The organism is Ruegeria sp. R13_0 (assembly GCF_017743995.1).
GTDB lineage: Bacteria > Pseudomonadota > Alphaproteobacteria > Rhodobacterales > Rhodobacteraceae > Ruegeria.
This window is the reverse complement of the sequence record NZ_JAGHRB010000002.1, coordinates 133,542-154,071: the sequence shown is the minus strand read 5'-3', so window position 1 is coordinate 154,071 and position 20,530 is coordinate 133,542. Positions and strand designations below refer to the sequence as shown.

Here is a 20,530-nt window from a genome sequence, read left to right as displayed (position 1 = left end):
TGGAAACCGAGGGGCTTGCCTTGGATAGCGTTCATTTGTGTCGTTATGTGTTGACCGTGGTACATTTGTTTGATTATCAAATCCACAGAAATCTGCGACTCTGGAACAGGAATCCTGCGATGTCCAAGAAAGAACTGCCCGAACGCGCAAAGGTCGTCATTGTTGGCGGCGGGGTCATGGGCTGCGGCCTGGCCTACCACCTTGGCCACGAAGGATGGGGAGAGGAGACCATCCTGCTGGAAAAGGCCGAGCTGACCAGCGGCTCGACCTGGCACGCGGCGGGCCAGATTACTCATTCCACAAGCTCCTATGGATTGGGCAAGATGGTCGACTACAATATCGGCCTCTATTCGAAAACGCTGGAAGAAGAGACGGGACAGGCCGTCACTTGGCATGGTTGCGGCTCGTTCCGGCTGGCCTATACCGAGGATGAGATGGACTGGCTGCGCCACACGCTGTCCGTAGGTCGCGCCCTCGGCTTCAATATCGAGCTGGTGGCCCCCGAGTTCATTGCCGAAAAGCACCCGTTCTACAATCTCGATGGTGTTTTAGGCGCGCTGTATACGCCGGATGATGGCCATGTTGACCCTTCGAATGTGACCATGGCGATGGCGGCGGGGGCGCGGCAGAAAGGTGTGAAGATCTTCCGCCATTGCCGCGCGACTAACATCACGCAGAACGATGCAGGCGAATGGGTGGTCGAGACCGAACAAGGCACGATCACCTGCGAACATGTGGTCAACGCGGGCGGCACCTATGCGCGGCAGATGGGCGAATGGTCGGATCTTCAACTGCCCATGACCTCGATGACACACCACTATTTTGTCACCGAGAACGTGCCCGAATTTCAGGATCTGGACACGGAACTGCCGGTGATCCGCGATGACAAGATGGTCTCGGGCTATATTCGGATGGAGCAGAAGAAGGGCCTGATCGGGATCTATGAGAAAGAAAACTCGAACTCTGTGTGGCATGACGAATGCCCATGGGAGTACGAGAACTGGCTGTTCGAGGCCGACTATGACCGCGTGATGCCGTGGCTGGAGAACTCGCTGGAACGGATGCCGATCTTTGCCGAACTGGGCATCACACGTGAGGTGCATGGCGCGATCAGCCATCCGCCCGATGGCAACCCGATGGTTGGCCCCGCACCGGGCGCTAAGAATTACTGGTGCTGCTGCGGCACGCAGATCGGCATTGGCTGGGGTCCGGGTTTGACCCGCGAACTGGCGAAATGGATGGTTCACGGCGCTGCCGATATCAACATGCGCGACTATGACCCGCGCCGCTTTGGCAGCTACGCCAAGAAAGACTGGCAGGTCGTCAAGGCGCATGAAGACTACAAACTGCGCCACGAGATTCCCTTTCCGCATTTCAACCGTCTTGAGGGGCGCCCGATCAAACCGTCTCCGCTCTATGAGTTCCTCAAGGAAAACGGCGCGGTTTATGAGGAGGTCTTCGGCCACGAACGCCCCCGTTGGTTTGCCCGTAATGGCGTGGAACAGCGCGACCACTACTCGTTCCGCCGCAACGAGGTCTTCGACATGGTTGCGCTGGAATGTCAGGCCGTGCGTGAGCGCGTGGGGATCATGGACGTGACCGCATTCACCAAGGTTGAGGTCTCGGGGCCGGATGCCTATGCGCTGCTGGATCGCCTGACCGCGAACAAGATGCCTCAGAAAGACGGTTCGATCACGCTGACGCACTTTTTGAATCGCAGAGGGCGGATCGAGCTTGAGACCACGATCGTGCGCATGGCCGAAGATCGCTACTATCTGGTCTGCGCCGCGTTCTTCGAGCAACGCCTTGTCGATCACCTGAACCAGAACCTCGCGGGAGAGACCGTCTCCGTCAAAACGCTCTCCGAAGATTGGTCGGCTTTGTCCCTGAACGGGCCAAAATCCCGCGAGGTGCTGGCCAAATGCACCGATGCCGACCTGTCCAATGCCGGTTTCCGGTGGCTGTCGGCGCAGGAAATCACCATCGCCGGGCACAAGGTTTGGGCCTTCCGCATGTCCTATGCGGGTGAATTGGGCTGGGAATTCCACATGCCGGATGAGGTTTGCGTTGACGTCTACAACGCGCTGTGGGCCGCGGGTGAGGCATTCGGGATCGAGAACTACGGCTCGTTCGCGATGAACAGTCTGCGGATGGAGAAAGCCTTCCCTGGCGCTGGTGAGCTGACAAATGAGGTCACTTTGCCCGAGGCGAATGTGGGCCGATTCTTCAAGCTGGACAAAGAGTATCTGGGGGTTGAGGCTACGCGGGCCAGCGCCGCACAGGCCCAAGCCGGTCAAATGCCTTGGATCTGCGCCTATCTTGAAATCGAGCCGGACGGCATCGAAGACGGTCATGGGGGCGAGGCAATCCGCATCGACGGCGATGTTGTGGGCGCGACCGCTTCGGTTGCCTATGGTCATAGCGTCGGCAAGATCCTCGCCTTTGCTTTCGTCAAGCCACATGTGAATGTCCCCGGCACTGAGGTCGAGGTTGTGATCGCCGGCTGTCCACGCAAGGGGCGTATCCTTGGCGAAGCGGCTTATGATCCGAAGTCTGAGCGTCCCAGAACGGATGCTCCAGCTGCAGTTCCGGCATAAATACGATGGGGGCAGGGCGTGCGCGCCTGCCCCCTCAACAAGCTCTGCGCCAAAAGGAAGCCTAAGTTGAAGATCACCCGTATTGCCGTTTGGGAAGTCCCGCTGACCAGCCATGAAAACTACTACATGGCGGATGGGAAAACCTGCGACACCACGACGTCCGTTGTTCTGCGGCTCGATACGGATACAGGTTTGCAGGGCTGGGGGGAGGTCTGCCCGATCCCTCATTATCTGCCGGCTTATGCCAAAGGTGTCGTTCCAGCAGTGACCGAGTTGGTGCCGGTATTGATCGGGGCCGATCCCGTTGGGCCCGAGGCTTTGATGGAGAAACTGAACGCATACCTTCCGGGCCACGGCTATGCGAAATCGGCCATTGATACGGCGCTTTGGGATCTGACGGCGCAGGCGGCAGGTCTGCCTTTGCACAAGTTGCTCGGCGGGCGTCAGGTCAAAGATATGCCGCTCTATCATTCGATCACGTGCGTCGCCCCAGATGAGATGGCCCGGATGGCGCGCGACGCTTTTGACAAAGGTATGCGCCAGTTTCAGGTCAAGCTGGGTGCAGATGCCGACTGGCAAATGGATGTCGAACGCCTGGCCAAAGTGCGTGAGGCCGTCGGCCCCGGCCCGCTGGTCTATGGCGATTGGAACTGCGGCAGCGATGCGTTGACAGCGATCCGCGTGGGGCGTGCGGCGTCCCATCTGGATGTGATGCTGGAACAACCCTGCGCGACGCTGGAAGAATGTGCGCATGTTCAGCGCTCAACCGGTCTGCCGATGAAGATCGACGAGAACGCCTTAGATATTGCCTCGGTCATTCAGGCGCATCAGTTGGGTTGTATGCAGGCCGTTGCGTTGAAACTGTCCAAGATGAGCGGCCTGTCCGCGATGCGTCAGATCCGTGATCTGTGTCTGACCCTGGGCACGCAGATGTGTGTCGAGGATACCTGGGGTAGTGACATCACCACGGCCGCGCTGTTGCATCTGGCCGCCTCGACCCCGGCGCGCGGGATCATGAACACCTGTGACCTCAGCCACTATGTCGGCCCCCGCCTTGCGCCGGATGGGCCCGTGCGCGAAAACGGTCGTATTGCCCCACCCGAAGGGGTTGGGCTTGGGGTGACCCCCGATACCGAGGTTTTGGGTCAGCCCGTCGCGATCCTTGACTAAGCTGGCTGCCCGGTCTCTATCTGCAGCGCGCTCGAGATCGCAATGTCCTGAGCCGCCAGCCCTGTCAGATCCGCGATGGTGATCTGATCAGCCGATTGCCTGCCAGGATGTGCGCCGGACAGAATGTTCCCGAGTGTGGCAACATCCGTCTTGGACAGGTGGCCGATCTTGGCAAGGGTCTGGAACTCACCATGATCCAGACATTGCTCGGGTGAATCGCAGACTAGCAGATCGGCGCGGGCGACCAGATCGGCCTCAAGCTCCTGTTTGCCGGGGCAGTCGGCGCCGACGGCCGAGATATGCGCGCCCGGTTGTACCCAGTCGTTTGCGATCAGAAAGCTCTGCGCAGGTGTTGTCGTGATGATGGCTTGCGCTGTCTTGCAGGCCGATGGCAGGTCTTCAGCGTGTTCAGTCTTTAACCCCATTGACATCAGGTCATCGGCTGTCGCCTTGGCCTGATCCGGGGACCGCCCCCAGATTTGGAAGGACAAGGGCCGATCCGGGATCAACTGTTGCAGACACTTTGCCTGATGGCGGGCCTGCAAGCCGGTGCCGACGATCAGCACATTCTCAAACCCCTCAACCGCAAGCGCCTGCGTCGCCAAGGCCCCGCCGATGCCAGTGCGGATATCGGTCAGCCAGCCTTCGTCCTGCAAAAAGGCCACCGGCGCGCCGGTTTTGGCGGAAAAGACAAGATTCATGCCGTTCGAGCTGGGCAAACCCTTGGAAGGATTGTCGTAAAACCCGGTCGCGATCTTGATGACAAAGATATCGTCACCCTCGATATGGCCGGATTTGACGTGACAATCCCCGGCGACCTCGGGGAAGCCCAGATAGGTGACGGGCGGGGTCTGAACCCGCCCCTGCGCCACGGCGATATAGGCCGCGCGGATCGCATCGACGGCACGTGCGAAATCGAACCGATCCTGAATCTGCGACTTGTCCAGCTGGATCATCTGTGCCCGTCTCAGGCGGCGCTGTGGCGGGCCAGAAAGCCCGAGAATTTCTCGAGACCCGCTTTCAGATCCGCCGTGGGATTTGTGTAGCCCAGACGCAGCCAGCCCTCCATGTCCATGGCGCTACCGGGGGTCAGCATCACGCCGTCCTCTTGCAGCAAGGTCACGCACAGCTCACGTGAGGACATCGGCAGGTCGTATTTCAGCAAAGCCGTGGTGCCGGATTTCGGTTTCACCCATGAGATCAGGGGCTCTTGCGCGATCCAGTCTTCGACGCTCTGCAGGTTCTCACGGGTGATCCGCTGCGCGCGGTCCAGGATTTTGTCGCGGTTTTCCAGCGCCATGGCGGCCAGCAGCTCATCGACCTGACCGACCGAGATGGTGTTGTAGTCGCGGTGGATCATCACGTCATGCAGCATGTCCTTGGGCCCCGCAATCCAGCCAACGCGCAGGCCGGCCAGAGAATAGGCTTTGGACATCCCCGCCGTGCTGATCCCTTTTTCGTAGAGATCAGCGATCGCCGCCGTGAAGCCATCCCCTATCTGATCGGTCCCACGATAGACCTCATCACATAGCAGCCACGCACCGGCGCTGCGCGCGATCTCGACGATCTGTTCAAGCATTTCGCGGTCCATCAACGCGCCCGTGGGGTTGTTCGGGTTGTTGATCGCGATCAGGCGCGTGTCGGGGCGGACCATGGCGCGCAATTCATCCAGATCGGGGAGAAACGCGTTTTTGGGCTTCAGGTGCAGTAGCTCGATCTCGGCCCCAATGCTTTCGGGGATCGAGTAGTGCTGCTGATAGGTCGGGATCACCGAAATCACGTGATCTCCGCGCGCCACAAGGGTCTGATGCACGAGTGAGTTCGCGCCGATAGTGCCATGGGTGGTCAGGATATTCTCAGGCGTCTGGTTTTCGTACAGGCCGCAAATCGCATCGCGCAACCGGTCCGAGCCTTCGATCGCGCCATAGGTCATCTTCATCGCCGACAGGTCGTTCAGGATGCTGTTGTGCTGCCCAGCCATCTCGAACAACTCACCCAGAGTGATGGACTCCACGCAGGTTTCCGCGAGGTTGAGGTCGCATTTCGTCTCGAACTCATTCATCCACATTTCGACGCCGAAAGGTCTGATATCCATGGGTCTCTCCTAGCTTTTTTGTTACGCCGAAGCCGCGTCATAGACGGCGCGGGCCATGAAGATGTCCTCCAGCCCCAACCCGATTGAGCGGAAGAAGACGGGTTTGTCGCCTGACGGTGTCTCGTAGGCCTCAACCTGCAATTCGGCCAGATCACCACGAATGCTGTCGGGGTGCCAACCGGCCTCGGCCGCCAGTTTCATTTCTCCGGCCGAACCGGGCGTGGTGACGCGATAGTCGCAATAGACCTCGGCTATGGTCAGGAACGCCGGGTCGACCTCATGCGCGTTGGCGACATTGGTACTGATCGAAGTGACCAACGCCCCCGCACTCACCGACGCGGTATCAAAAACAGGCGTACCGGACGAGGTGCAGAGCATGACGACATCCGCGCCCTGACCGGCGGCTTCCGCGCTGTCAGCCAGTTGGACACGGCCATCTGTCGCCTGCCACTGGGCTGCCAACTCGGCGTTTTGCGCAAGGTTGGGGGAATAGACGCGAATATCGCTCCAGTCGCGCAGGGCCAGCGCATGTTTCAGATGCGCTTGCGCTACCTTGCCGGAGCCGATGATCGACAGAGCCTTAGCTTCGGGGCGGGCGAGGTGGTCGACGGCCAAAGCGGTCGTGGCCGCGGTGCGTTCGGTCGTCAACTCACCGGAGTCGCACAGCATCAAGGGCTGACCGGTTTCCATCGACATCAGAACTGTCCAAGCGGTGATCACGGGCTTGCCGGGGCGTACAAGGTAGGGCGAGAGCTTGGCACCAAACAGATCGCCTCCCGTGCTGGCGCCCAGATAGGTGATGAAATCGCCCTTGTCTTCGGGGAACAGCGTCAGGGTTTGCGACGGTTGCACGGCTTGCCCGCGCCCAAGCTCGGTAAACAGCGCGCGCATCGCGGCCAGCGCGTCAACTGAGGGCAAAAGCGCGGCAACGTCTGAGGCGTTCAGCACGATTGCGGATTTGGAGGTGTCGGTCATGACGGAGTCCTTGGTCTTTCGGTGCGGGGCAATCCCCGGTGTGTCTTAACGGGCGGGATGCGGGCAGGGAATGCCCTTTCATCCACGTGGGGATCAGACCCCTGCGTCCTTGATCACCGACAGAAACGTCGGCAGGCCGATGTTGCGGCCACTGATGACGACGACGGCGCGTTTTGGTATCATCTCGCGGACCTCAGGGCTGAGCGCAGCGATCACCGAGGTGATCGAGCCGCCCTCGACGATCATCCCCTCACTATCGGCAAACCGGGCCATTTCGGGCACCAGTGCCTCCTCGGGGATCAGAACGGCGCGATCCATGAAATCGCGAATGATCGGGAAGGTATAACGATTACGCAGGCCGATTGCGCCGGTGATGCTGCTGGCGAGGCTTGGGAATTCCTCGACATGGACCGGTTTGCCCGCCTCAAGACTGCGCACCATGCCCGGTTCGACCTCCATCGAAGACCCGACAACGGAGATCTTGGGCGAGATCGACTTGGTGCCCAGTGCAATACCGGACAAAAGACCACCACCGGACAAGGGCGCGATGATCATATCCGCGTCGGGCAAATCGGTCAGCGCCTCTAGCGCGATCGTGCCTTGCCCCGCGATGACGTTCAGATCGTCAAAGGGATCCGCCCAGGTATAGCCGTGCTGCTCCATCAGCCGATCTGCGTGATCCTGCGCCTCGTCCTGCGTGTCGCCATGCACGATCACTTCGGCCCCGAGGTCGCGCATCGCCTGACGCTTGTTTTCCGGACAGAGGGAGCAGACAACCACGCGGGCCGTGATCCCCAGACGTTTGGACAGATAGGCCACGGCCCTGCCGTGATTGCCGCTGGAGACGGCAATGATCCCGCGCGCGCGTTCCTCGGCGGTCAGTTGCAGAATACGGTTCGAGGCCCCCCTCAGTTTGAAGCTGCCTGTGGTTTGCAGGTTCTCCAGCTTCAGCCAGATTTCAAAACCCGCGCGCTCCGACAGGGCCTCGGAAAACACCAGTGGCGTCTTGCGCACGATGGGCGCGATCCGATGCGCGGTGCGCATGATCTCTTGCAGCGAGATATAGCTGTCGGAGGTCGTCATGTCAGGGGTCCTGCCGTTGCGTTCGATGCCATCGGGACACCATGTCAGAAACCGGGCGCGAGAAAATCCATTTTTTCTGAAGTGAACTTATGGCGGCGCAAAAGTGACGGCGCTCAGGTTTGAGTTTCCGCCAGCGCGGCCAGGAACAAATCGACACGTTTGTCCCCATGGCCCTTGCGGGAGACCAGCTGAATATCGGTGTCATAGGCAAAGACCTGCGGCAAAAGCGATTTCAACTCGCCCCGCTCGATCCATGGCGCGCAGGCGTGGTGGGGCAGGTAGCCGAGGTAAAGGCCGCTAAGGACCATCGCTAGCATCGCCTCCATTGTGGCCGCGGTTGCCGTGCTGGTGAAAGGCCCGGGTGCCTGATGCCGGTCGCGATCTTCGAAACTGCGTTTGGAATACTGCGCTTTGGTCACTGCCTTTTCGATTTCGTCGGGGTCATACAGATCATAAATCGGATTCAACCGGCCGCAGCACAACAGCTGCTGTTCGACATAGACTGTTTCGGCGCGAAGCGAGGGGGACAATTCCTGAAATGGCCCGATGGCAATGTTGAGTTCATTGTTCAGCAAGGCGCGCTCCATCTGAGGGGCGCTCATGATGGTGATGTTCAGCGAAATCTCCGGCGCTTGCGCGGCGAACCTTTGGATCACCTTGTAGATCGGGCAGGAGAGATTGGTCAGAATCGCATCGTCCATCGCGATGTTGAATTGCCCCTGCATGTCACCCGTATAGGTCTGGACCGACCTGTTGAAGGACCCGACCGCAACGCTGAGCGCGCGAAGCTCCTGATACACCAGATGCCCCCCTCGGTCAGCTGGAACCCTCCACGCCCGCGGTCACAAAGCCGAAAGCCAAGCCGGGTTTCCAGGTTTGAGATTGCGGCACTTACGGCAGACAAGCTCATGTTCAGCCTATATTGCGCGGGGGATAGCCCACCGGCCTCGACGACATGGGCAAACACCTGCAAAAGCTTCATGTCCGCATCTTGTAAACGCAGATGAACAGCGGAAGCTCCGCCCTGATCAGCCGTACGCAAGTCTTGGGTCTTGTCTTTCAATTGTTCCGCCAATCGCTGATCCGGTTTCATCATTAGCTTTAGGATAGTGAGAACAATCGGTGCAACTCTCAGAGAGAATAGAGGCGATAGTTGCGAAAACGCCATTGCGCTCAGAATGCAGCAAGTACAGTTTTCGCAGGCGGGTTTACAAGTTTCTGTGCAACCTATCGTTCTACAAAGATGTAATTTCAAAAAGGTAGGACAAAAAGGGCGGAATCGTCTGGTTTTTGGTACGTGAAGCAAAAACTCGGAGGTGTGTGGCATCGAAAAATCCACCCAAGCTCTTGATGTCAAATGCAGAGGCATTTTGCCTTCTCGGGATGACTAACTCTTTGTAGTTCCGACGACTGTTTCGGTCGTCTTTACGATCCTGCTTTAGCGGCCAAGAAAAGTTGCCATTTGTGGTCAAACTCGGGGTGCAGGTTCACCCTCTGTTTAGTCGAACATCAAATCCTGAGTTAATTCAGCTGAAAATTCGCTTTTGCGTAGGCATAAGACAATCGCCAGACCTTGAAAGCTGTCTATCAACTAAAACTCGCTGGGACTTGTAGTCATAAGGCGGCTGCATTCCCGACAGAGCTGCAGAATTTCGAAAGCTAGTCTGCCTTTGCCTCAGGTAGCTCCGAATTCGCGTTGAGGCAGGTGTCTGACATTTTGACCTGTGGCCAATGGCCAACATTTCCAATCCGCAAATAATTTAGCGTTTGAAAGGAGGTCAACCAAGGCCTCGGAGGCAATCATTGGAGCGTTCTTTTCCTTGTCGCCATGAATGATGAGAACGAGTTGGTGTAGCCAACATAAGTGGAGCACCGCCTGGGTGTCACAAACAGCCTTGTTTGCCGATTTTCCCGCATATTCAGCCCCCACACTGCCGGGTATCTGGCGAACACGGACCTGTTTTTTGGGGCCGTGTTCTGAATTTTACACCTGCAAAAACAATCCAAAAACCGTGTGGCGCGTAATGGGTGTATAGAGACAAAAAAGAGGTTACGATGCTCCGTTTATACGTACTGGCAATTGCAATTGGCCTTTGGTCAACCAGAGCGCTGCATGCCGGACTTGAGGTGCGTTTCCTCGAAGGGGCGCCAAAGGATCAATTCACCGTAATCAATGTGGGGCATTGCGATCTGGAATCCTCGACTTTGAGGGTAGACCTTTCGCCGTCTTCCGGCCGATTGATTTTTGATGTGTCGGAGGCCGGAGCAGGGGTTGAGGTGTTCCAGCCTCTAGAATTCACCGAAGGCGCAGACGCTTTGCTCGATGTGCCATTGGTTGTGGACGGGCAAGACTTCATTGAACTCCAGATTGCATCCTTTAAGGTCGGATCCAATATTGCCTTTACCATCGACGTCGATGATACCATTGGTCAGCGGGAAATCACGGTCAGCGGTTCAGAGATTGCTGGTGCCACCGTGTCATATGCAAAAGAAGGTGAAACCAGTACCGCAGTTTTCTCTGCTGACGCTCAAACCCTTTTGAAGATCCCCGATTGCTGATGGCCGTTCGTGTGACTAAGTCATTCGAATGAGGTTTCAAAGATGACAAGACTGTTGATACGGATTGGTTTCTTGGCGCTCGTGCTAGGTGGTGGCATCCTGATCGGCACACTGACAGCACCGGGTGCGTGGTACGCGGATCTGTCGAAGCCAGTGTTTAACCCACCCAACTGGATCTTTGGTCCGGTTTGGTCCGTGCTTTATGTGCTGATCGCTTGTGTGGGTTGGCGCCAGTTCGAAGCGGACAAAAGCTCTGTCACGATGAAACTATGGTGGGTCCAAATGGGCCTGAACTTTCTATGGTCCCCAACCTTCTTCGTGTTGCAGCTGCCATGGTTGGCCCTGTTGATTATTCTGTCGCTGTTGGTCGTTATTGCCGTCTTTATCCAAAAGGTTCGCAGAACAGATCGGTTCTCGATGCTCGCCTTTTTACCGTATCTGGCCTGGGTGGCTTTCGCCTCGGTGCTGAATCTTTCGATCGCGGTTCTGAACTGAGATTGCTTGGATGACTTCTCAAAGGCCGGCGACGAACGGCTGATCAAGGGCAAATCGCGTCATCTGGACGGGTGCAAGCGATGCGCTAAGTCGTGCTTCAGAAGCCGATACTGAGCGCGAGGACGTAGCAATTGCAGGTCGTATGGTTCAAACGCGACTTGCGTGTGGAAGATCACCGGGCACTGGTAGAAGCTGCGCAGGCCGGTCCAGTTTTACCGATATACGTCGTTGAACCAGAGCTTTGGCAGCAGCCGGATGCGTCAGCCAGACATTGGGCGTTTGTCGCTGAAACGCTTGTCGGGTTGAGGGCAGATCTTGCTAGGCTTGGACAGCCTCTGGTTGTGCGCTTCGGCCCTATTGTCGATGTTTTGGATGCACTTGAGCAGGCGGGGATGTTGAATGCGCTGTGGTCCCATCAGGAAACCGGAAACGACTGGACCTATCAGCGCGATCTGAAAGTTGCCGCCTGGTGCCGCGAACGGGGCGTGCCCTGGACCGAGGTGCAAAACCATGGCGTTTGGCGAAAACTTGAATCTCGGGACGGGTGGGCGGCGCGTTGGGACAGGCTTATGGCTGAACCTGTCAGCCCTCCGCTCGCATTGCAGCCAGTGGACGCTGAGCCCGGAACTGTACCGGCAGCGCGCGATTTGGACATGGTCAACGATCCTTGCCCGCAACGTCAGGCCGGAGGCAGGCATGCCGGGCTGGAACGTCTTACAAGTTTTCTGGCCAATCGCGGGGAGACCTATCAACGCGAGATGTCCAGCCCAGCGTCGGGGGCTGAGGTGTGCTCGCGGCTGTCGCCGTATCTAGCGTGGGGTGCGCTGTCGATGCGCGAGGTGACGCAAGCCTGTGAAGCACGTCGTCGCAGCCTTCCAAACGGGGCACGAAATTGGCAGAGATCCTTGCGCTCTTTCTCGGGCCGGCTTCACTGGCATTGTCACTTTATCCAAAAGCTGGAAGACGATCCGCGAGTTGAGTTTGCGAACATGCATTCGGTTTATGACGGTCTGCGCCCGCAAACGCCAAGCGCAGGGCTTCTCGGCGCATGGAGTGCGGGTGAAACTGGATATCCGTTTTTGGATGCCTGTATGCGGTCTTTGCAGGCGACGGGATGGCTGAATTTCCGAATGCGCGCGATGGTGATGGCGACGGCAAGCTATCATCTGTGGCTGGATTGGCGCGCACCCGGGTTGCATCTTGCGCGGATGTTCACCGATTACGAACCGGGCATTCATTGGAGCCAGGTCCAAATGCAAGCCGGGACCACGGGCATCAATACCGTGCGCATCTACAACCCGGTCAAACAGGGCTATGATCAGGACCCGACCGGGGTCTTTATCCGAACATGGGTGCCGGAACTTTCTGAAATTCCAGACGTATACATCCACGAGCCCTGGAAGTCAGAGGCATCCACTCATGTGATCGGGCGGCGCTACCCTGTCCGTGTCTTTGATCACCTTGCGGCAGCAAGAGCCGCGCGCGAGCGGGTCTGGGCGGTGCGCCGTGGCCCCGAGTTTCGTGCAGAGGCACGAGCAATCGTGGCGAAACACGCCAGCCGAAAGACCGGCCGAGCCAGCGGCAAACAAAGATCAAAAAGGGAGGTGGCAACTCAGTTGAGCCTGCCCTTCGGAGATACCCCATGAAAATGCGTAAGAAATCCGACCTGCCGCAGAAACCCTGTGAAAAATGCGGGCGTCCGTTCACCTGGCGCAAGAAATGGGCAAAAGTTTGGGATGAGGTCCGCTATTGTTCGAACCGCTGCCGGCGCGCGTCATGAATGGTCTGCTGTCCGGGTTGGCCGTAAGCGACGAACAGGTTGCCTTCAACCCAACGCGCGCCGCCGGGCTGCAGCGGCTTGAACGCTTTGTCGCGCGCACCGGCAGCCATTATGCAAGTGCGCGAAACTATGACCTTGGCAGGGATCGCCGCTCGAATGTCTCGGCTTTGTCCCCTTGGATCCGGCATCGCCTTGTCACCGAAGAAGACGTACTGACAAGGGTATTGGCGTCTCACGGCCTCAGTCAGGCTGAGAAATTCGTGCAAGAGGTTTTCTGGCGCACGTATTTCAAAGGCTGGCTGGAACACCGGCCTAGCGTCTGGGCCATCTATAAATCCGAGCTGACCAAAAGCCTTCAAGCCTTGGACCATGACCCCAGCCTGCAGGTGACCTATCACGAAGCCATATCCGGCGCGACCGGGATTGATTGTTTCGATCATTGGGCATCAGAGCTGATCCAAACAGGGTATCTGCACAACCATGCGCGCATGTGGATGGCGTCGATCTGGATTTTCACGCTCCGACTTCCGTGGGAGTTGGGTGCAGATTTCTTTCTCAGGTACCTGCTCGACGGCGATCCGGCGTCGAATACCCTCAGTTGGCGTTGGGTCGCCGGGTTGCACACCAAAGGTAAAACCTACTTGGCGCGGGCTGAGAACATCAAGAAGTACACCGAGGGGCGGTTTTGCCCGACAGGTCTTGCGAAAACAGCTGAGCCTTTGATTGAGAATGTCGATCACCCAAAGCGGCCAATTGCGCCATGCAGCACGTCGCCAACCGGGCCATATTTGCTGCTGCTCACCGAAGAAGACCTAAGTGGTGCCGATCTTATGCCTCACGAACCAGCAGGTGTGGTGGGGCTGTTGGCGACACAAGGTCGCTCTCCGCAACCAATAGGAAAGGTCGCGCAGGAATTTGCCAGCAATGCCATGCGCGGAATGCTGACGAACGCAGGCGAGCAGCCTCAAACTACAGAGGATTGGAGCATCCCGATCCTTGCGGCCGCCCAGCAGATCGGAGTGCAGAGCGTTGCCACCGCCTATCCGCCCATCGGCCCCGTGCGAGAGCGTTTGGACAGAGCCGAACCCAAATTGGCCGAGGCCGGTGTGACGCTACACCGTCTGAGGCGCGAGTATGACAGTATCTATTGGCCCCACGCCAAAGCGGGGTTTTTCGCGTTGAAAAAGAAGATCCCTGACCTTCTGGCAGATTTGAACCTGTTGCGATGAAGCGGTGTGCGGCGCGAGCCCGACGGGGCAACAGTCATTTGCCAAAGGAACAATGCGGCGTAGTTCGCGACAATACGGAACCTGTTTGAACGACCATGACCTTTGCCACAATTCTTCTACCCAACCAGCTTTTTGCCGATCATCCAGGTTTGGTCGCGCCCCCGGATCGGGTGGTTTTGTTCGAGGACCCGCTGTTTTTTGGTGATTCCAGATATCCTGCGCGGATGCACAAGCAAAAGCTTTGGCTGCATCGTGCCAGTATGGCGCGTTACCAGCAGGATTTGATCGCCAAAGGCTTGAATGCCGTTGTCTACCCGTATGAGCAGCGAACAGATGCCTGCGCGCGTGTGTTTCAACGGCTTGCCACGGATGGTATTGAACGCGCGGTGGTGGCCGACCCGGTGGATTTCATCGCGCAAAAACGGTTGCAAAGAGCAGCGGACACCGCGGGCATTACCTTGGACATACGCCGAACCCCCGGATTTCTAAATACAGATGCGGATAACGCCGCATGGTTCAAAGGCCGAAAACGTTGGTTCATGGCCGAGTTTTACATAAATCAGCGCCGCCGTCTGGATGTCTTGATGGACGGTGATCAGCCAACGGGGAGTCGATGGAGCTTTGATGAGGACAACCGCAAGAAGGTTCCCAAAGCAATGCTCGGCAGTTTGCCCTGGATTGATTGGCCCGCGCATGACGCGCTTGACCAGTCTGCAAAGGACAGTGTGATCGCAGAATTCCCACACGCGCCCGGGTCGCTGGACCAACTCTATTATCCGACGTCTCACAACGCAGCAGCGGCTTGGTTGCAACAATTCCTCGAGCGGCGGTTTGATCAGTTTGGAGATTTTGAAGACGCAATCGTCGAAGGGGAAAGCTGGTTGTGGCACGCCGTTCTGACGCCCGCGCTGAACATAGGGCTACTGACACCCCGGCAAGTGTTGGACGCTACGCTAGAACACGCGCAGAAACGGGATATCCCTTTAAACTCGGTCGAGGGGTTTGTGCGCCAAATCATCGGCTGGCGAGAGTTCATGCGTGCCACCTATGAAAACCTAGGCGTCGCTATGCGAACCACCAACCATTGGGGTCACAACCGCAAGATGCCCCTCTCGTTCTACGATGGCACGACCGGTATCGATCCGATCGACGACACAATTGGCCGCATTCTTCAAACCGGCTATTGCCATCATATCGAACGCCTGATGGTTCTGGGTGGTTTCATGTTTCTGTGCGAGATCGACCCTGATGAAGTTTATCGCTGGTTCATGGAAATGTTCGTGGACAGTTATGACTGGGTCATGGTGCCCAACGCATATGCCATGAGCCAGCACGCCGATGGTGGGTTGATCACCACCAAACCCTATTTTTCCGGTTCAAACTATATCCGTAAGATGAGCCATTGGGGCAAGGGCCCATGGGCAGAGGTCTGGGACGGCCTGTATTGGCGTTTTATTTTCAAGCATCTTGATAAGCTTGCACACAATCCGCGTTGGTCAATGATGTGTAGAACAGCAACAAGGATGAATTTGGAGACCAAGAAAAAGCACCTATCCGTTGCAAGTGCGTTCTTGGGTCAGCAGCCCTGAAAAAGCTGTCGGGCATTGTTCTATTTCCGCTCAGGTCTTTTGCGAAACCCATGCCAGAAAAGATCGGAAGTCCACCATCCGAGCCGGAGGCGACCGGATGAAGCTTTTGATGGGAAGAATAGCGTGAATTTATCTCCTCCAAGTCACGATATGACGAGGTGTGCCGCAGTTATAAATACACAGCGTGCAGAACCGCTTTCCTAGCAAATGGCGTCCATACAAAGAGATTCTGCTGAAACTTGTAGGAGAACCAAACGCAAATGTCCGCATGAGCGTCAATCCAAACCCAAGTGTTTGCACAACAATCTCTTTTACCGTTTTTGGCACAAAGAGACAGTGATTGACGGCTAATGGGGACGCGCTAAGGGATTGAACCCAGGGAGCTCAAAACTAGGACCCGGTTTCCTTTGAGAGTTCTTCGGCTACGGCCTGTATATTGAGGGCCAGAAGCGTCGCAATTTCTGCAACGATCTGCCGGTTCTGGTATCGGGCTTCAAACTCTTCCTTGATGATATCGATATCTCTGTCAGAAAGCTCTCCATCCGAAATACGAGCTCGCGTCATTTCCCTGAGGTCGACCAACCATTGCCGCTGATTGCTCAACAACGACGTGAATGAACCCGCCTCACCGTGGCCAGGATACAGTCTGGGTGATGCCGCTTGAAATGCTCTAGCGACCCGGTCGATCTGCGCAATCCAGGCAGACGAACGGCCTTCCAACACAAAACTGGTCATGTCGTTGGCGACAAGGTCACCAGTAAAAAGCGCGTCGGCACCTGGTGCATGGAACATACTCATCGCTTCGGACTCGCCCGGTCCGATTTCGGATACGACAAGCTCAATTCTACCGAACAATAGCGTTTCGCCATCCGAAAAGGTGTGATCAGGCGCAGGAAACGCTTGCGGGGTGTCTTGTGGTACAGCTTTGCGCGTCGCGGTCTGAAGCCCATTCGAGTCTGTTTCAATGACCTTCCGTGTTTCGGGGGATGAATAGACCGGCGTGCCTGGGAATGCCTCAAGCACAGCGGATAGTCCGCCGAAATGGTCCGGGTGAGGGTGCGTGATCAGGACCGCCTTTAGCGGTTTACCGATGGCTTGAATGGCCGCAGCGACCTCCCGCCCGACGGATAAGACCCGCTGCGCATCAATCAGCACCACACCCGATGTGTCTTCGATAAGCCAGGAGTTCACAGATCCCGCACCCGGTCGTGTTATCCGCGTAATTTTGAGCTCATTTGTCATTACGTCCTCCAAATTTGGGATGGGGTGCAGAGTATATGGTACCAGGCTCATTTGTAGGCTAAGCGCTACTTGGACTGATGCTTGGCGAATTTGCTGTCTACTCGCCCGCCAAGGCGCTTGGTGTTGGACGTCGGAAGCACTTGCACCGAAAGGGCGGCGGTACTCCCAAGTTTGGTTCCCGCAATCAGGTACCTGATCATATCGCCCATCGTTTCGACAAGGCGCGTGTTCTCAAGCGGGCCAGCATCTACCGGCGTGAAGCCCAACTCAGATGCAAGAGCCGCAACCTGCTGCTTCGCTTCGCGAGAATTGCCGGCCAAGAACAAAGACACATCGTGCGATGCGATGGTAGCGGCGTCATGTTCGTACAGTTCCTGGGCAAACATGTTGAACGCTTTGACCACATTTGTATTCGGCGCGTCCGCTTGCAAAAGTTCGGTAAGGCTTTGCGTCACGGGTTCGAACTTCAACCCGTCAAAGATGGGCCTGTTGTTCAGGTCGATGACTGTTTTCCCATGGATAAGCGACACGTCGGATATCATCTCCGAAAGCGGAACGGCACGAGCGGTATGGACCAGCACATCGCCGAACCTGGCTGCGTCTTCGAGGGTGCCGCCTACCGCGCCGTTCCCGACGAAATCTGCGACCGATTTGGCTTGGTCAATATCGCGACTTCCAAAGAACAACGGGTGGCCATTCTCTGCCCACCGCAGCCCCAGACTGCGGCCCATGTTCCCGCTCCCAAGAATTCCGATTTTCATGGCAATTCTCCGTTTCCATTTGCGGTTTACAGATGCGCGCCGCCATCAATTTCAAAGGTCGTGCCGGTGACAAACCCATTGGTTGCAACGGATACGATTGCTGCTCCGATGTCCTCGCTTGTCCCCACGCGGCCGACTGGCAATGCAGCAGCGGTATCGTGCATCATCGATTCTTTGATTTCCGGGGGCATTCCGTCATAAGCTGGCGTGTCCACAAGTCCCGGTGCGATGACGTTCACACGGATCGGGGCAAGCTCTTTGGCGAGAACGGTAGCCAATGCCTCGATCCCATGGTTTGCGACGGCAGCCGAACTCATACCGGGGATCGGTCTACGCCCGGCGATGCCAGAGACGAATGTGATGGAACTATCCTGCGAAAGATGTGGAATGGCCGCATGCACCAAGCGCGCTTGCGCCATTAGCTTGTATGTGAGCGTCTGCTCAAGACCCGCCACACCAGTTTCGCGAAACGCGCCCATGGGAACTCCGCTAGCGACGGTGACCACGAGATGGTCGATCTGTCCGGTGTTTTCGTAGAATGACTCGACTGAGTTGTCTGATGTGCCATCGACTTCGCCGATGGATACGTCACCCTCAATGGAGTGCGCGGCATGGGTCAGCTTGGCCTTGGAACGGCCAGCAATTGTTATGCGTGCACCGGTTTGGGCAAACAGCTGGGCGGCTGCAAGCCCCATGCCCGAGCTGCCACCGACGACTACAACGTGTTTCTGTTCTGACATTTTGCGTCTCCTTGTTTTCCTGAAACAAAGGTAGAGGCCGCTATTCCATAGTTGAAATGGATGTATTTTATATGGAACATTGATTTAATGAATGTTTCGTCTGTTGATTTGAATCTACTGAAGGCGTTCGACGCATTGATGGTCGAACGCCATGTCACCCGTGCGGGTGCAAAGATCGGCCTCGCGCAACCGTCAATGAGCAATGCACTGTCTCGACTGCGCTCCCTGTTCCACGATGAGCTTTTTGTCAGAACACCTCAGGGCATGGTGCCGACGGCCAAAGCGCAAAAGATCGCACCAATCGTGTCACAAGCGCTCAGCATGATCTCCGAAGTTGTTGAACCAGCTGCAGCATTCGACCCTTTGACGGCAAAGGGTGAGATTCGTCTGGCAACCAGCGACAATCTGACTTTGGTACTGGGCACGCAACTCGCCGAGCAATTGCGCACGGCTGCGCCGGGCATTGATCTGGCGTTTCGGCAGCTCGACAAACCAACTGCCTTTGACAGCCTGGACAAAGCCCAAAACGACTTTCTGATCGGGACCTTTGACACTGTACCGGCAAGATTTTTCCAACGCCCGCTACTCGAAGACAGTTTTGTTTGCCTGGCCCGTCGAGATCATCCCGGCTTGCGCAAGGGGATGTCGCTGCGGCGATTTGCTGAGATTCCCCACGTTCTGATGACACTCAGCGGCGACCATGTAGGTGTCGTTGATCGCGCGTTAAGAAAATCTGGGTTCGAACGAAGAGTCGCAATGGCCGTAAGCAGCTTTATTGTCATTCCCGATATTCTAAAGCAGACTGATTACATTGCCGCCATCCCGGCCTCTCTCGCCGAACAAGTGGCAGAGCGATCAAATTGTTTGATCTATGCGCCTCCGATAGAACTGCCATCCTGGACTGTTTCTCTGGTTTGGTCCCAATCTGCGAACGGATCGCCCCTTTGTCGTTTTGTCGCGGATCAAATCGATCAATTGATCAACTGACAAGGTCAGTCTTTTACGAGACGTTGCCTTGGCAGATCCGTCGTCGATGGGGTCTCCAGTTCTTTTGCCATTGTGGGTCTGAGATGGTGACGGACACTGCCTTTTGGCAAATTGTATTCAGTGAACCGGGAGTGAGCATTGATCGACTGTCGGATTGGACACAGAGTATGTGTGGCGAAAAAATGCCGGCCGCAATCGGAAGAACGAGCGGCCGAGAAGTGGCGGCCCTGACGCCAAATTAAACACGCGCCCCGAGGGTCCCAAGCGGACTGCAGACGAGGCATTCGGCTGTTATGCTCAAGGCCTGTAAGGGCCGCTATCAATGATAGCAGCTTCTAAGGCCATGACAGAAGAACTTTGCTCGAGCGGGGCAGGGGTGTTGCGTAGCTTTTGCCCATGACCAGACCTGCCTCTTTCAAATACTCTAAAACCAGTCCCGAGATAATCCGCCTTGCCGTGATGCTCTAGCTCGATTCCCGCTCTCGCTTCGGAATGTCGAAGACTTGTTGCACGAGCGAGGCATCGAGGTGAGCCACGAACCTGTCCGACATTGGTGGAACAGGTTCGGTCCGATGTTTACTGCTGAGATCAGACGAAAGCGTGTTCAGCAACTGCGCGCGTTCTCTAAATGGAAGTGGCCCGTGGACGAGGTTGTCGTGAAGGTGAATGGCAAGAGGCATTATCTTTGGCGGGCTGTTGATCACGAAGGTGAGGTACTCGAAGCCGTTGTCACCAAACGACGAAACAAAGCTGCAGCATTGAAATTCCTCAGGAAATTAACGAAGCGGTGCGGCAAAGCTGAAGAAGTAGTCACAGATCGCTTCGCATCCTACAAGGCGGCGCTCAAAGTTTTGGGCGCTCTGGAATAACAACAGACTGTCAGGTGGCTCAACAACCGAGTCGAGCATTCGCACCTGCCGTTTCGAACACGCGAACGCGCGATGGAGCGTTTCAGGCGCATACGAAGTCTACAGAAATTCGCCTCCGTCCATTCCTATGTCTACAACCACTTCAACCAGGAAAGATCGCTAGCCAGTCGAGAAACCTTCAAGCTGACCCGCGCCGCCGCATTTAGCGAGTGGCGTCAGCTTTGTTCCGGATAGGTTCACGGTTTTGGCAGCAAACTGAGACTGGTTCGAATTCGTCTGACAGCACGGTGGGAAGAACTCGGTTAAGCAAAAGTAGACCCGCCACGCGATGTGGCGGGCCTGATCAAGGCATCTGAAGG

18 protein-coding genes and 1 pseudogene are annotated in these 20,530 nt (G+C 56.7%); 10 read left to right on the top strand and 9 right to left on the bottom strand.

Features of this window, described 5'->3' with window-relative positions; genetic code table 11:
- Window positions 1-119: 119 nt before the first annotated feature.
- Both J7394_RS03145 and J7394_RS03140 read left to right on the top strand, forming a co-directional pair.
- Complete coding sequence (locus tag J7394_RS03145; protein ID WP_209250903.1) at window positions 120-2,597, top strand: FAD-dependent oxidoreductase; 2,478 nt, start codon at window positions 120-122, stop codon at window positions 2,595-2,597.
- A gap of 66 nt (window positions 2,598-2,663) precedes the next feature.
- Window positions 2,664-3,767, top strand: coding sequence for a mandelate racemase/muconate lactonizing enzyme family protein (locus tag J7394_RS03140; RefSeq protein ID WP_209250900.1), 1,104 nt, complete (start codon window positions 2,664-2,666; stop codon window positions 3,765-3,767).
- On the opposite strand, the gene J7394_RS03135 is transcribed toward J7394_RS03140, so the two are convergent.
- The 6 genes from J7394_RS03135 to J7394_RS23100 form a co-directional block, all read right to left on the bottom strand.
- Complete coding sequence (locus J7394_RS03135) at window positions 3,764-4,723, bottom strand: ornithine cyclodeaminase family protein (RefSeq protein WP_209250897.1); 960 nt, start codon at window positions 4,721-4,723, stop codon at window positions 3,764-3,766. The two genes, J7394_RS03140 and J7394_RS03135, sit on opposite strands and share 4 nt — an antisense overlap.
- An 11-nt stretch (window positions 4,724-4,734) precedes the next feature.
- Window positions 4,735-5,862, bottom strand: a complete 1,128-nt coding sequence (locus J7394_RS03130; RefSeq protein WP_209250894.1) for an aminotransferase — start codon at window positions 5,860-5,862, stop codon at window positions 4,735-4,737.
- Window positions 5,863-5,883: 21 nt separating this feature from the next.
- A complete protein-coding gene (locus J7394_RS03125; RefSeq protein ID WP_209250891.1) occupies window positions 5,884-6,837 on the bottom strand; it encodes an ornithine cyclodeaminase family protein in 954 nt (317 codons plus the stop codon).
- Window positions 6,838-6,930: 93 nt separating this feature from the next.
- The gene (locus tag J7394_RS03120; RefSeq protein WP_209250889.1) at window positions 6,931-7,920 is read right to left on the bottom strand and encodes a pyridoxal-phosphate dependent enzyme; all 990 of its coding nucleotides are present in this window, start codon (window positions 7,918-7,920) and stop codon (window positions 6,931-6,933) included.
- 113 nt (window positions 7,921-8,033) lie between these two features.
- Entirely contained in the window at window positions 8,034-8,720 is a 687-nt protein-coding gene (locus J7394_RS03115) for a substrate-binding domain-containing protein (RefSeq protein WP_209250887.1), read from the bottom strand.
- Window positions 8,603-8,902, bottom strand: coding sequence for a LysR family transcriptional regulator (locus J7394_RS23100; protein WP_371811937.1), 300 nt, complete (start codon window positions 8,900-8,902; stop codon window positions 8,603-8,605). The genes J7394_RS03115 and J7394_RS23100 overlap by 118 nt, the downstream gene beginning before the upstream one ends.
- 1,073 nt (window positions 8,903-9,975) lie before the next feature.
- Between J7394_RS23100 and J7394_RS03105 the strand changes: the two genes are divergently transcribed.
- From J7394_RS03105 to J7394_RS03080, 6 genes are all read left to right on the top strand, one after another.
- Window positions 9,976-10,479, top strand: a complete 504-nt coding sequence (locus J7394_RS03105; protein ID WP_209250881.1) for an aggregation factor core — start codon at window positions 9,976-9,978, stop codon at window positions 10,477-10,479.
- Between the two features lie 42 nt (window positions 10,480-10,521).
- The gene (locus J7394_RS03100) at window positions 10,522-10,974 is read left to right on the top strand and encodes a TspO/MBR family protein (RefSeq protein ID WP_209250879.1); all 453 of its coding nucleotides are present in this window, start codon (window positions 10,522-10,524) and stop codon (window positions 10,972-10,974) included.
- 131 nt (window positions 10,975-11,105) lie between these two features.
- A complete protein-coding gene (locus J7394_RS03095) occupies window positions 11,106-12,620 on the top strand; it encodes an FAD-binding domain-containing protein (RefSeq protein WP_209250876.1) in 1,515 nt (504 codons plus the stop codon).
- Window positions 12,617-12,754 (top strand): DUF2256 domain-containing protein, encoded by a 138-nt coding sequence (locus J7394_RS03090; RefSeq protein ID WP_209250874.1) that lies wholly within the window; start codon window positions 12,617-12,619, stop codon window positions 12,752-12,754. Before J7394_RS03095 ends, J7394_RS03090 begins: the two co-directional genes overlap by 4 nt.
- Window positions 12,724-13,983, top strand: coding sequence for an FAD-binding domain-containing protein (locus J7394_RS03085; RefSeq protein ID WP_247748024.1), 1,260 nt, complete (start codon window positions 12,724-12,726; stop codon window positions 13,981-13,983). Before J7394_RS03090 ends, J7394_RS03085 begins: the two co-directional genes overlap by 31 nt.
- A 95-nt stretch (window positions 13,984-14,078) precedes the next feature.
- On the top strand, window positions 14,079-15,572 hold the full coding sequence (locus J7394_RS03080; RefSeq protein ID WP_209250872.1) for a cryptochrome/photolyase family protein: 1,494 nt from the start codon (window positions 14,079-14,081) through the stop codon (window positions 15,570-15,572).
- 390 nt (window positions 15,573-15,962) lie between these two features.
- On the opposite strand, the gene J7394_RS03075 is transcribed toward J7394_RS03080, so the two are convergent.
- The 3 genes from J7394_RS03075 to J7394_RS03065 form a co-directional block, all read right to left on the bottom strand.
- Window positions 15,963-16,814 carry an MBL fold metallo-hydrolase gene (locus J7394_RS03075; RefSeq protein ID WP_256439783.1) on the bottom strand — a complete coding sequence of 284 codons (852 nt, stop codon included), beginning with the start codon at window positions 16,812-16,814 and terminating at the stop codon, window positions 15,963-15,965.
- Window positions 16,815-16,879: 65 nt separating this feature from the next.
- Complete coding sequence (locus tag J7394_RS03070) at window positions 16,880-17,575, bottom strand: NADPH-dependent F420 reductase (RefSeq protein ID WP_209250867.1); 696 nt, start codon at window positions 17,573-17,575, stop codon at window positions 16,880-16,882.
- Between the two features lie 26 nt (window positions 17,576-17,601).
- Window positions 17,602-18,315, bottom strand: a complete 714-nt coding sequence (locus J7394_RS03065; protein ID WP_209250865.1) for an SDR family oxidoreductase — start codon at window positions 18,313-18,315, stop codon at window positions 17,602-17,604.
- Between the two features lie 87 nt (window positions 18,316-18,402).
- Here J7394_RS03065 and J7394_RS03060 point away from each other — a divergent pair, with 87 nt between their 5' ends.
- Both J7394_RS03060 and J7394_RS03055 read left to right on the top strand, forming a co-directional pair.
- Complete coding sequence (locus J7394_RS03060; protein WP_209250863.1) at window positions 18,403-19,302, top strand: LysR family transcriptional regulator; 900 nt, start codon at window positions 18,403-18,405, stop codon at window positions 19,300-19,302.
- A gap of 396 nt (window positions 19,303-19,698) precedes the next feature.
- Window positions 19,699-20,405: pseudogene (locus J7394_RS03055) on the top strand (IS6 family transposase).
- The last annotated feature ends 125 nt before the right edge of the window (window positions 20,406-20,530 follow it).